This window comes from Undibacterium sp. CY21W (assembly GCF_014284265.1).
Taxonomy (GTDB): domain Bacteria; phylum Pseudomonadota; class Gammaproteobacteria; order Burkholderiales; family Burkholderiaceae_D; genus Undibacterium; species Undibacterium aquatile.
Window position 1 is genome coordinate 452,516 of record NZ_JACOGE010000003.1, and the last position, 12,723, is coordinate 465,238.

The 12,723-nt window shown below is 47.8% G+C and carries 10 protein-coding genes; 5 read left to right on the forward strand and 5 right to left on the reverse strand.

From position 1 onward, the window contains the following. Positions 1 to 58: 58 nt before the first annotated feature. The 3 genes from H8K29_RS10010 to H8K29_RS10020 form a co-directional block, all read right to left on the reverse strand. Positions 59 to 706 (reverse strand): glutathione S-transferase family protein, encoded by a 648-nt coding sequence (locus H8K29_RS10010; RefSeq protein ID WP_186897456.1) that lies wholly within the window; start codon positions 704 to 706, stop codon positions 59 to 61. Positions 707 to 787: 81 nt separating this feature from the next. After that, positions 788 to 2,647 carry a FimV family protein gene (locus tag H8K29_RS10015; protein WP_186897457.1) on the reverse strand — a complete coding sequence of 620 codons (1,860 nt, stop codon included), beginning with the start codon at positions 2,645 to 2,647 and terminating at the stop codon, positions 788 to 790. Between the two features lie 241 nt (positions 2,648 to 2,888). Beyond that, on the reverse strand, positions 2,889 to 3,644 hold the full coding sequence (locus tag H8K29_RS10020; protein ID WP_186897458.1) for an RNA methyltransferase: 756 nt from the start codon (positions 3,642 to 3,644) through the stop codon (positions 2,889 to 2,891). Positions 3,645 to 3,801: 157 nt separating this feature from the next. Here H8K29_RS10020 and H8K29_RS10025 point away from each other — a divergent pair, with 157 nt between their 5' ends. The 3 genes from H8K29_RS10025 to mutS all read left to right on the forward strand — a co-directional run bounded on the left by H8K29_RS10025 (position 3,802) and on the right by mutS (position 9,115). Further along, entirely contained in the window at positions 3,802 to 4,608 is an 807-nt protein-coding gene (locus H8K29_RS10025; RefSeq protein WP_222611449.1) for an inositol monophosphatase family protein, read from the forward strand. Between the two features lie 87 nt (positions 4,609 to 4,695). Then, entirely contained in the window at positions 4,696 to 6,081 is a 1,386-nt protein-coding gene (locus tag H8K29_RS10030; RefSeq protein WP_186897459.1) for a DEAD/DEAH box helicase, read from the forward strand. Positions 6,082 to 6,475: 394 nt separating this feature from the next. After that, complete coding sequence (gene mutS / locus H8K29_RS10035; RefSeq protein ID WP_186897460.1) at positions 6,476 to 9,115, forward strand: DNA mismatch repair protein MutS; 2,640 nt, start codon at positions 6,476 to 6,478, stop codon at positions 9,113 to 9,115. A gap of 71 nt (positions 9,116 to 9,186) precedes the next feature. On the opposite strand, the gene H8K29_RS10040 is transcribed toward mutS, so the two are convergent. Further along, positions 9,187 to 9,720 carry a peptidylprolyl isomerase gene (locus tag H8K29_RS10040; protein ID WP_186883443.1) on the reverse strand — a complete coding sequence of 178 codons (534 nt, stop codon included), beginning with the start codon at positions 9,718 to 9,720 and terminating at the stop codon, positions 9,187 to 9,189. Between the two features lie 78 nt (positions 9,721 to 9,798). Between H8K29_RS10040 and H8K29_RS10045 the strand changes: the two genes are divergently transcribed. Both H8K29_RS10045 and H8K29_RS18195 read left to right on the forward strand, forming a co-directional pair. Continuing rightward, on the forward strand, positions 9,799 to 10,932 hold the full coding sequence (locus tag H8K29_RS10045; protein ID WP_186897461.1) for a cupin domain-containing protein: 1,134 nt from the start codon (positions 9,799 to 9,801) through the stop codon (positions 10,930 to 10,932). A gap of 284 nt (positions 10,933 to 11,216) precedes the next feature. Further along, positions 11,217 to 11,435, forward strand: coding sequence for a hypothetical protein (locus H8K29_RS18195; protein WP_370527162.1), 219 nt, complete (start codon positions 11,217 to 11,219; stop codon positions 11,433 to 11,435). A 119-nt stretch (positions 11,436 to 11,554) separates the two neighbouring features. On the opposite strand, the gene bamC is transcribed toward H8K29_RS18195, so the two are convergent. Further along, positions 11,555 to 12,715 carry an outer membrane protein assembly factor BamC gene (gene bamC / locus H8K29_RS10055; RefSeq protein WP_186897463.1) on the reverse strand — a complete coding sequence of 387 codons (1,161 nt, stop codon included), beginning with the start codon at positions 12,713 to 12,715 and terminating at the stop codon, positions 11,555 to 11,557. Positions 12,716 to 12,723 lie beyond the last annotated feature (8 nt).

Sequence of the window (12,723 nt, forward strand, 5' to 3'; positions counted from 1 at the left end):
ACAAATAAAAAAGGAAGCAATGTTGCTTCCTTTTTTATCGCCATAGTCTGGCTAACTTCTATTTTTTCTTACTCGCAAATAAAGCCTGATTGACTTTACGATCAGCGTTCACGGTTTGCATGTGCGGTCTTGCATTCATTCTTGCCAGATAATCCTTTACGGGTAAATCGGCCAAAAAATCACGTCCGTAAATCGCTTTCGTCGCCAGGGAAATCAATGGCAAATGGCACACCGCAACGCAATCCGCCATGGTGAATTGATCTCCCGCGATGAAATGCTCGAATTTCGCCAATTGGGCAAATGCAGAAACGTGTCGTGTCAGCTGTTTCTCCACGCGAGTCTTCACTTCATCAGAAACCTGTCCACCAAAAAATGCCTGTGGATACAATTCGCGTGCGAGCAGCTCCAGATGCAGCTCCATAAACACGATCAGCTCCCTGACTTTTGCCGCTGCAAACGCATCTGCTGGCAACAAGGGCTTTTCCGGATAAGCTTGCTCTAAATAATCAAGGATGACCTGAGATTCGCACAGCGCACCCTGCTCAGTTTCGATGTAAGGAACTTTGCCCAAAGGCGATTTTCGTAGCAAGTCCGGGGAACGATCGGTCCAGACAAGAACTTCCTCAAAAGGGATATCTTTTTCGAGTAAAGCCAGTTTCACTTTATTGTAATAATTACTGACTGCAAAACCACAGAGCTTAATCATTTTCTGACCTGGTAATTGATACGGATTAATACGTTTTGATAGCGTTGGCGGCGAAGCCAAAACAGCTTCGCCAAATAGATTTTATGGATTTATTTTGAAATCGATAGTCTCAAAATTAATCACATTCGTGTCAGCATCCGGTTCCGTTTTAACAGCATCCGCATGCAATTCGACATTCGTTACTTTTTGCCAGCCTGACGTGTCTTTGTCGGGTCTCATCCGGTCCAACTCATTGGCAACGGATATGAGCAGCAAAATATCGCGATACACGGGCAACTCAAATCCCATACGCTTACCATCTCGATCATCAACCAGCAAACTTTCGAGGAAAGGCAATATGTTACTAGTATTCCAAAGTGTGCATATTTTATTCATCAGATGTTCAAAGTCATCCAGATGACGGGTTGGCAAACTCAGCGGATCAACGTCAAACTCAGGGACATTCGCGTTAAAGAAAACAATAAAGCGATCGCGCAAAGCGTCGTATTTTTCCTTATTTTTCGTCACACGGTAAAGATCCAGCAAGTATAACCAGGGCACAGGGGAATCAGGACGTTCCTGCTCAGCTTGCGGCTCCAGAATTTCAATCGCACGTTCAGGATCGTTCACCGACATCCAGAACTCCGCTTCCTGCGTTACATCCGAAATTTCTTCGACTTTCAACGAGCTGGCACGTGAAGAGAAGAAGTTAAAGGTGCTGCTATTGGTATCTTCAAGAGAAGGTGTAAAAGCACGGGCAGTTTCCGACACGGCACCGAGCGCCGCGGCATGGTCAGCCGGTCCTGTTTTGACTGATGCCGGAACCGATGCAACGCCAGCTTGCTCAGATAAGTTTTTTAACAGAGCCGAACTATTCATACCATTGACCGTCGTTGGCCCATAACTCGCCTGAACGTCATTCACCAGTTCTTCTATATTTTTCTTCTGATCCTGACCATGTTTAGGTTCGTCCTGCTCCCACCAGGTTGATGCATAACGTTTATGTAAGCGTTGAATATATACAAAAAGCAAACCAATAATCGTCAGCCCGGCAAGTATCAACGCGCTGAAAACGTAGAACCAGGGTTTGGCGACTGCTGCATCTTCTATTTTTTCGAGTGCCGCCTTGTCTTGTTGAATCGTGTGCTTTAACTGAATTGCTTCCTGCTGAAGAATTTGTATTTTCTTCTGATCCGCAGTATTTTTTTCTGCAGAGGCAGGCGGATTTTCTCCGCGTAACATCGCGGCGAATTGTGCCTGCGCGAGACGTAGTTCCGCGATATTTGGAGCCTCAGCCTTGCGCTGCTCATCAGATACAACAGACAAGCTGTCCGCCATTTTCAGTCCGGCAGGAAGCAGTTGAACATCAGCTTCATCAGACAGTTTTAAAGCATCCCGTGTGGCACTGGATGCGCGTACTGGACGGTCTTTCTGCGCAGCCTGAGGGGAACTCTTTTTTGTTTCAGGTGCAGGATTCGCCGCAATTGCGGGGCGCAGTGATTCTTTTCTGATTCGTCTGGACTCTTTAGCCGTCGGGACATCAGCACTGGATGCCAAGCCATCATTCTGACTTAGCAGAGGCAAATTGAGGTTTTTGCCGACGGAACTAAATTCCGGCGGATCAAGCAATATCAGATAATCGCGGTGTAACTGAACTTCGCAGCCTACACTTAAGACCACCTTCAGCGCAGGCTCTAACAGATTTTTTCGTGTCGATAAACTGAGAATGCGCTTATTTCCCTGAGTTGACATTCCCAGGTTAACTACGGACAGTAAGTCGCCGTCAGTGGTCTCAACCAGCGCTTTAAAACAATGAATATCTGCATCTTGCGCATCGGCACCAGTCACATCTAACTGCGCCTTCAGCGGTTGTCCTAAACCCGATTGAACCCGCAAGCCACCAACACCAAGAGCATGAGCCGACCCTGCCGAACTGGCCGCAATGACGCTGGCACATATCAAGGAAAGGGACGACCTTGGAAAGGGAGCAAAAATAATAATTTCCTCAACGAAAATGGAACAGCATTCTGACGATATGTTTAAATCACAATCTTACTGTCGTTATAACAAAACTAGTTACAACTGAAAATACTAAACAGGAAACAAACTAGCTTTAAAGCAAGTGATTTCATGATATTTATCAATTCAGACAACAAATTAAATAACAAATGATCTGAAAGCGTCCCCTATTCCATTAATCGCCTTACTTTTGCTGCTGATCCAGAATTTTCTTGGCGATCCCGCGCAAAATGTTCACTTCCTCCAACTCTAAACGAGCGCGGGAAAAAAGCCGCTTCAAACGTGGCATCAGTTTTTTAGGGTGTGCCGGATCAATAAAATCAATCGCGACCAATGCCTGTTCAAGATGAGAATACATGCCCTCTACCGCTTCGTTGCTCGCTGTTTGCCCTTGAAATCCGACTTGAGGGTCGGTCACAGTCAGTTGCATCGCGACTCTGGATTCGTACGCCAGCAACTGTATTGCCTGCGCCAGATTTAAAGATGAGTAAGCGGGATTCGCAGGTATATTTATTAACGCCTGACAATTCATGACAACTTCATTTGGCAAGCCATAACGCTCGCTGCCGAAAATAAAGGCCACATCACCACCTTGACGGTGAGCGACACTCTCCGCCAATTCCCTTGGTGTAACGACAGGCGGGGAAAACTCACGCAAACGGGCGCTGACGGCCACAACAAGATCGCAACCGGCAAGCGCTTCCTCAACAGTCTCAACGATACGGGCAGATTCAAGAATATCCTGCGCCCCACTGGCAAAAGCAATTGCCTCAGGATGACTCAGCACGTCCGGATATCGTGGCCTTACCAGCACCAGATTGGTAAAACCCATGGTTTTCAGCGCCCTTGCCGCGGCACCGACATTGCCCGGATGACTGGTTTCCACCAGTACAAAACGCAGGCGTTGAAAAAGAGATGTGTCAGTTTCAGTCAAGTTCATTTAAAATAGCATCATTCAGCGTTGATTATTTTTTGGTTATGTGCTTTCGCCGGGCAAAAGACAATTGCGCACGCTCTTTATCATTTTTGTGTAGCAAACCAGTTTCTCTCATATTGAGATGAGAGTTCTCGTTTGCCGTCATTTTATCGGAAACTATATGCACCCAATGCTCAATACGGCGATTAAAGCCGCTCGTCGCGGCGCGACATTAATCAACCGCGCTTCATTTGACCTCGATCGCGTCAGTGTCACTGAAAAACATTTCAATGATTTTGTCACAGAAGTCGACCAGGCCGCAGAAGCTGCCATCATTGAGGTGTTGAAGACTGCCTACCCTGATCACGCAATACTCGCAGAAGAATCAGGTGCCTCCGCTAATTTGCACGACGAAAATGATTATGTCTGGATCATTGATCCTCTGGATGGAACGACCAATTTCATCCACGGCTTTCCACAATACTGCGTTTCGATTGCCTTGCAACATCGTGGCATCATTACGCAAGCAGTCGTCTACGACCCTACCCGCAACGAATTATTCACCGCCAGCAAAGGCGCTGGTGCTTTCCTGAATGAAAAACGTATCCGTGTCACCCGCTGCGACAAGATCGCAGACGCGCTGATCGGCACTGGTTTCCCTTCACGTGATTTGTCAGGCCTCGATCAGTACATGGAGATGTTCAAAGTGATGACAGGTAAATGCCAGGGACTGAGAAGACCAGGCTCTGCTGCACTGGATCTCGCCTATGTTGCGATGGGCCGCCTTGATGGCTTCTTTGAAAAGGGACTGGCACCGTGGGACGTTGCTGCCGGCTCTTTGCTGATTACTGAAGCTGGCGGTATTGTCGGCACATTCTCTGGCGAATCAGATTATCTGTATAAAGGTGATGTACTTGCCGGCACACCTAAAGTTTTCGGACAGATGGTTAATTTATTGCAGCCATTTGCAGCATCAGCAACAAAATAATATCTCTTACGCTCCGGATGCCGGAGTGCCATCGTCACCAGACTGGCAATAACCAGTCTGGGTTTTAAAGAAAATCTACAGAAACACATGCCCTCATTCAACGAACTCGGATTATCCGAGGACATTCTTCGCGCCGTCAGCGAACAAGGTTACACATCCCCCACGCCGATTCAACAACAAGCAATTCCAGCGGTCATTCAAGGCGGGGATCTGCTGGCTGGTGCGCAGACCGGCACTGGTAAAACAGCTGGTTTTACGCTGCCGATTTTGCAGCGTCTGTCGACCTCAGCCAATGCCCCCAAGGATAAGACAACCCGTCGCCCTATCCGTGCATTGGTTCTGACACCAACGCGGGAATTGGCAGCCCAGGTGCAGGAGAGCGTGGAGCTTTACGGAAAATTTCTTCCACTGACATCGGCGGTGATCTTCGGTGGCGTAGGTATTAACCCGCAAATCAAGGTATTAAAACATGGCGTCGATATTCTGGTAGCGACACCGGGGCGACTTCTGGATCATCATCAGCAAGGAACGATCGATCTGCGTAACATCGAAATCCTGGTACTGGATGAAGCGGATCGTATGCTGGATATGGGTTTCATCCACGACATTAAAAAAGTGTTGGCGATCCTGCCACCAAAACGCCAGAACCTGTTGTTCTCTGCGACTTTTTCTGATGACATCAAAGCACTCGCTGACCGGCTGTTAAACAATCCAGCCATGATAGAAGTTGCGCGTCGTAATTCGACGGTTGAAGTGATTGCGCAAAAAGTACATCCGGTTGACAGAGATAAGAAACATCCACTGTTAGCACACCTCATCAAGACACATGCGTGGTCGCAGGTGCTGGTATTTACGCGCACTAAACATGGCGCAAATAAGCTGGTAGAGCAATTAGCCAAAGACGGTATCGCTGCCATGGCAATTCATGGCAACAAAAGTCAGTCTGCACGCACCAAAGCTTTGTCTGAATTCAAAGATGGCAGCCTGCCAGTGTTAGTTGCTACCGATATTGCTGCGCGTGGCATTGATATCGACCAATTACCGCATGTCGTCAACTACGATCTGCCGAATGTACCCGAAGATTACGTACACCGCATTGGTCGTACAGGCCGTGCCGGTGCGAGTGGTGAAGCGGTATCATTGGTTTGCGTGGACGAGTTCAAATTACTTGCTGATATTGAAAAGTTCATCAAGCGTCAGATTCCGCAAGAAATTATTGATGGCTTCATTCCTGATCCACACGCAAAAGCACAGCCAATTCAATTGCGTAGTTTTGAGGGACGCGGAAATGCGCCCGCAAACAGGGGATCGCGTTCGCCAGCAGGCAACAAACCGGCGCAGGCACGCACACCAGGCAAAACATCCGGTGCTGCACCGGCTCGTGACGGCGCGGGGAAGCCTCGTCCACAAGGAAACCGTCCAGCAGTAAAACAATCAACACCTCGCCGCTCTGGCGGCCGCGGTAACGGTTAATTATTTAACTCATATCGCAAAACGAAGGGAGCAGGAAGATGAGGTACATTTTCCTGCTCCCTTCGTCGCTGTTGAACTCCGCATCCCGATACATTTCACTCGTGCCTTACCTGCTGCACTTATGCCAGCCAATGCAATCTTTCCATTCCAACTCGCAACACGCATTGTGCATAGCGAAGTCAATAACATCCTGACTACCTGCACACAACTAAGGCGCGAACATGCACGACTCACGAAAAAATTTTTCGCCTTCCGAACCGGATCAAGCGCATACAGGCACAAGCATAGACCACTATCATCGTCTATGATAAGGTGCGCAACGAATTTGATCTGACAAATCCGGGAAATCCGGACAGACGAAACTAAGAAAATAAATCGAATAAAAATAAGCAATATGACCGCAAAAGAAACGCAACATACTCCCATGATGCAGCAATATCTTGGCATCAAAGCTGATCACCCAGACACGCTGGTGTTCTATCGCATGGGCGATTTTTATGAACTTTTTTTTGACGATGCCGAAAAAGTCTCACGCCTGCTTGGCATCACGCTGACCCAGCGCGGCAGCTCCGGAGGCAATCCTATCAAAATGGCGGGTGTGCCATTTCATTCATTAGAACCCTACCTCGCCAAGCTGGTGAAAATGGGCGAATCCGCGGCAATTTGCGAACAAATTGGTGACCCCGCCACCAGCAAAGGGCCGGTTGAGCGCAAGGTCATGCGCATCATCACACCGGGCACACTGACCGATACGGATTTACTGCCTGAAAAATCAGAACGACCACTGCTTTCGCTCTGCCTGTTGCAACACCGGAAAACTGTCACTGCTGGGCTTGCATGGTTGTCCTTAGCAAGTGGTTCGCTGAAACTCATGGAATTTTCAACTGATGAAAAATCACTGTTTCAGCGCCTGCAACAAGAATTAGAACGCATATCTCCGGCTGAGATTTTGCTCTCTGCGGGCACCCTTTTACTGGATGAACACTACGAACAGTTACCGGGCAAATTCTCTGAAGTTCCCGACTGGCACTTTGATCTCAAGCAAGGGCAAAAAGCCTTACAAGATCAAATGGGCACCACAACGCTGACAGGTTTCGGTGCAGACAATCTGAGCGCGTCCTTAGGTGCATCCGGGGCATTATTGCGATACGCAGAAAACACACAAGGCCGAGGCTTGAAACATGTCAACAGCCTAAGCGTCGAAAGTGAACATGAGTTTATAGGTCTCGATACGGCAACCCGGCGCAATCTTGAACTGACCGAAACACTGCGCGGTCAAGAATCGCCAACCCTGTTTTCACTGCTAGACCATTGCCGCACCGCGATGGGGTCCCGTTTACTCAGACATTGGTTGCATCACGCGAAACGTGATCAGGCCATTGCAGCGGGACGACACAGTTCTATCAAAGCCTTAATTCAGGCTGACTCTACCGATGGGCTGGCGACAACCCTGAATGCGATACCGGATATAGAACGGATCACGACCAGGATTGCGCTGCAGTCGGCACGTCCGCGCGATTTATCCGCACTCAGGGATGGCCTGCAACATCTGCCTAACCTGCGCAATTACGTCAGCATGTGCATTGCCGATAATCAGACCAGTGTATTGACAAAGATATTGTCAGATTTAGCAACGCCTGCAGATTGTCTTGATTTATTGGAACGAGGGCTGATGCCTTTACCATCCACCATGGTCAGGGATGGCGGCGTCATCGCGAATGGCTTTGACACCGAATTAGATGAGTTACGCGCCTTATCGGAAAATGCAGGTCAGTTTCTGGTACAGCTGGAAGCTTCAGAAAGAGAACGCACTGGCATTGCTAATCTGCGCGTCGAATATAACCGGGTACATGGCTTCTACATTGAAGTGACGAACGGTCAGAGCGATAAAGTGCCGGAAAACTATCGCCGTCGTCAGACGCTGAAAAATGCCGAGCGCTATATCACGCCAGAACTCAAAGCATTCGAAGATAAGGCGCTGTCAGCTCAGGAGCGTGCCTTAGTGCGCGAAAAAATGTTGTACGAAAAATTGTTGCAAGAGCTATTGCCACACATCAGCTCTCTGCAGACAATCGCACATGCCATCGCTCAACTCGACACCTTAGTCAGTCTGGCCGGGCACGCAAGCAAAAACAACTGGTGCGCACCTCAACTCGTTAATGAGCCCATTCTGCAAATTAAACAGGGCCGCCATCCTGTTGTGGAAAATCAGATAGAGCGCTTTATCGCGAATGACTGCGACCTTTCCGAACAACGAAAACTGTTGCTGATTACCGGCCCGAATATGGGCGGTAAATCGACTTTCATGCGGCAGGTTGCGCTGATTACCCTGCTCGCTTATATCGGTAGCTATGTACCTGCGAGCTCTGCTGTTATCGGACCAATTGACCGCATCTTCACTCGCATAGGCGCGGCGGATGATCTCGCTGGTGGACGCTCGACGTTCATGGTGGAAATGACGGAATCTGCCGCCATTCTGAACGGTGCGACGGAAAATTCTCTGGTGCTGATGGATGAAGTCGGACGCGGTACATCGACGTTCGACGGACTGGCGCTCGCCTGGGCAATCTCGAAACATTTAATCCAGGTATCGAAAAGCTACACCTTATTTGCGACACATTATTTTGAGCTAACTCAATTGCCGGAACTTCACCCAAGTGCTGAGAATGTTCACTTATCTGCAGTCGAGCATAAGGAGAACATCGTCTTTCTGCACGCGGTACAGCCGGGGCCTGCATCACAAAGCTATGGCTTACAAGTCGCTCAGTTAGCGGGAATTCCACAAAGCGTTATACGCTCTGCCCGCAAACACCTGACAGAACTGGAAGCGCACTCGATACAATCGACATCACAATTTGATTTATTTTCCTCATCATCCGTTTCAGTCGAAACGGAGACAGAGGTCGCGGTGATTCCTGCGGCGCTGCAAGAGTTACAGGATACGATAGAATCAATAGACCCTGACAGAATGACGCCAAGAGAAGCGCTCGATGCACTCTACGAACTCAAATCACTGATCAGACAAGCCAAGTAAAAAAACCGCACTCAGGTGCGGTTTTTTTTATGCGCCAACAGAAAAAAATCTGCGCCAGCGAGATGCAATGATTAATGTATCTGATGACTACGGTATTCATCACCCATACCATCATCCTCGTCGTCATGATGCCCATGAGCGCCATGAACGTGACCATGCGCGACCTCTTCATCCGATGCCTCACGCACAGATTCAACTGTCAGCGAAAATCGCAACGCAATCCCTGCAAGCGGATGATTGCCATCCAGAACAACCTTATCTTCAGCAATATCAGTCACGGTAAAAATGAGTGCTTCGTCTTCTTCAGTTTCTTCCGGCATACCTTCAAACTGCATACCGACCTCTAAAGGTGATGGAAAGCGGTTACGCGGCTCTACTTTGACCAGTGCAGCATCATAGTCCCCGAATGCATCTTCAGGATTTAATTGAATAATGGTGCTGAAACCAGCTTCCTTGCCTTCTAATGCCTCTTCGATTTTCGGGAAGATATTATCGTAGCCGCCGTGCAGGTAAACCATAGGTTCCTGACCTTCCTCGATCAGATTGTCTTGTGCGTCTTTTAATGTATAGCGCGCAGTAACAACCGAATTTTTGACAATCTTCATACGATATCCTTAAAAAATATATTCATACACGATTATACCTGTCTGGAACAGCGGCGCAGGCAAGCCTATAATGCCGGAATGAAAAAAACCACCTCCCCCCTCGCCCTGCTGGGCAACATCAGCCCGGAACAATTCCTGCGTGACTACTGGCATAAAAAGCCATTACTTATCCGCCAGGCGATCCCCGGATTTAAAGCCCTGCTGCCCCCGGAAGAATTATTTGCACTCGCATCGCAAGAAGATACCGAGTCAAGATTAATTACCTTCTTTAAGAAACACTGGGAAATGAAATCCGGCCCGATAAAACAGGTTCCGATCAAAGAAAAGAAAGACTGGACGCTATTAGTTCAGGGTGTCAATCTGCACAATCAACAAGCCGATGAACTGTTGCGACAATTCCGTTTCATACCAGATGCGCGCCTTGATGATCTGATGATCAGCTATGCAGCAGATGGTGGCGGCGTCGGCCCGCACTATGATTCCTACGATGTCTTTTTATTACAAGCGCATGGTCAGCGGCGCTGGAAAATCGGTGCGCAGCAAGATTTATCTCTTGTCGAAGGAATGCCGCTCAAAATTCTTAGCAACTTTAAACCTGAAGAAGAATTTGTTCTCGAACCAGGAGATATGTTGTACTTGCCGCCGCAATATGCGCACGATGGCGTTGCCATCGGCGAGTGCATGACATATTCGGTTGGTTTCCGTGCTCCGGCGTTTCAGGAGTTGGGTGAAGCTTTCCTTCACTTCATGTCTGAATCGATAGACTTACCCGGTCGTTATAGCGACCCGGATTTGAAAGCAACAACAAAACCTGCCGAAATCGGTAATGAATTACTGGAAACAGTGGCAGAACAAATCGCCAAAGTTCAGTTTACCGCTGACGATATCACTATTTTTCTGGGTGAATATTTATCAGAACCAAAGCCTTCGGTATTTTTCACATCCCCGGAAAAACCTTTATCTCCTAAGCGCTTTGAGCAGGCAGCGCAAAAAAGGGGAATTAAGTTATCGTTAAAGTCTTCGATGTTATACAAAGGTAAGCACGTTTTTATAAACGGCGAGTCATTTGCAGTCAGCAAAGATGACAAAATCCTTTTAAATAAACTGGCGAATCAGCGCTTCCTTGACGGCGACGAGTTATCTTCCGCTTCGGCAGACGTCATGGAGGCGTTTTGCTTGTGGTACGAAGACGGATGGTTAGAATTACGATAACTGATCTTTTTCGGCGTTGACTAAAGTCAGAGAAATGAAAATTTCGTCAAAAAATATCGCTGAATTTAGTTCTTTATTACAAATATTCAGGAAATTAAGTGCAATTCGACAGCAAGACCTATTCCATTACCGGAAAAATCATTATAATCATGGGTTAGGAAACTTTCGAAGGTAACGAGTAGTATTTCGGAGCCTTCGGGTAAGCCTATAGAGCGATAATTACCGGTAATTATTCATCGCAAAATTTTGATCTCATTTTTGATCTACTTATTTGAAAGTAAAACATGAAAAAATCACTCTTGCTCGTATCCCTGTTAGCAATCGCTTTGGCTGCTTGCGGCAAAAAAGAAGAAGCAGCTCCAGCTCCAGCAGCAACTGAAGCAGCAGCTCCAGCATCTGCACCAGCAGTAGAAGCACCAGCAGCAGCTCCAGCTCCAGCAGCAGCATCTGATGCAGCAGCAGCTCCAGCAGCTTCCGCTACAGCAGCTCCAGCATCTAAGTAATTTTTAATTACTTATAAAGCCGACCTTCGGGTCGGCTTTTTTTATGCCTAAATTTTTTTCGCAGGCATAAAAAAAGCACAGGATTTCCTGTGCTTTTTTTTGTTGAATAAAGAACAGAATTATTTTAACTGGTCGTTTAACAACTGCAATATTTTGGTTGCGACGGGCGACGAATCAACTTTACCTTCGTTGTTATGCACAGAAATATGGCTGACAGCTCCGTTCGATGCGTTCTTCACCAGAATGCGATATTTTTTAGCATCGTTTGATTTATCGCTGGAACCAAAAGAGAATAATTTAGAGAAGAAACCTTCGCTTGCACCCTTGGTTTTTGCATCAATATCCTGATCGATATAGCGAACAAAATACAATCCCTGTGAACGATCACGATCTTCCACAGTGAAGCCGACGCGATCCAGTGCCAGTCCGACACGACGCCAGGAGCGATCAAATCCTTCATCAACCTCAACATAACTTGATTCACCAGCCTTCAACAGCTGAGCACGCGGTTTAACATTCGCAGCCGGTGCCTTGACCGCCGCCTTGGCAACTTCAGCGTCAGTACCCAGACGCGCCATCAGCCTGGATAAGAACTCCGCTTCCAGATCAGGATCAGCAGGACGGGATGTCCAGGTAGCGCTGTCTTTTTGCGCCCCAGTCAACACTTCCTGCGCGCCGCGGTGACTGATGTAAATCTCTACCTCGCCATTAGCTCCGCGCTCCAGTCTGGTACGGAATTTATCGCGTTCACCAGTCGAATACAAGGAGTCAATCACCTTACCTAAAGTACTGCGGATAATATCCTGAGGAATTTTGGCGCGATTTTCAGCCCAATCAGTTTCCATCACACCAGCTTCCTGATTTTCGACATTAATCAAAAATCCAGATTCTTGCCAGAAATCTTTAATTTGTGGCCACAGTACTTCAGGTGTCTGGCCAACAACCAACCAGCGCTGCGAGCCGTCACGGACGATTCGCATACCTTTAATCTGCGTTGGCGCAATCGTCGCGGCAACAGAGGAGGCTTTTACACCTTTTTCAAGATTGTAGCCCGATGCAGTCGCGCTGCTTTTATTGGCATCAGGAATGGCAAAGCGGTTATCGCGGCGGATCTGAGTCAGATCAGGAGGGACTTCCAGGGACGCGGTTGTTACCTTACCTGCACTTTTGTAATCAATCTTGTTCGGCTCAATCATATTGCTAATAGAGCTGCAACCAGTCAATCCAACTAACGCTACTGCGCCAATGATCCCATTTTTAGCAACAAAGCTTTTTGCCATGTGAAAGT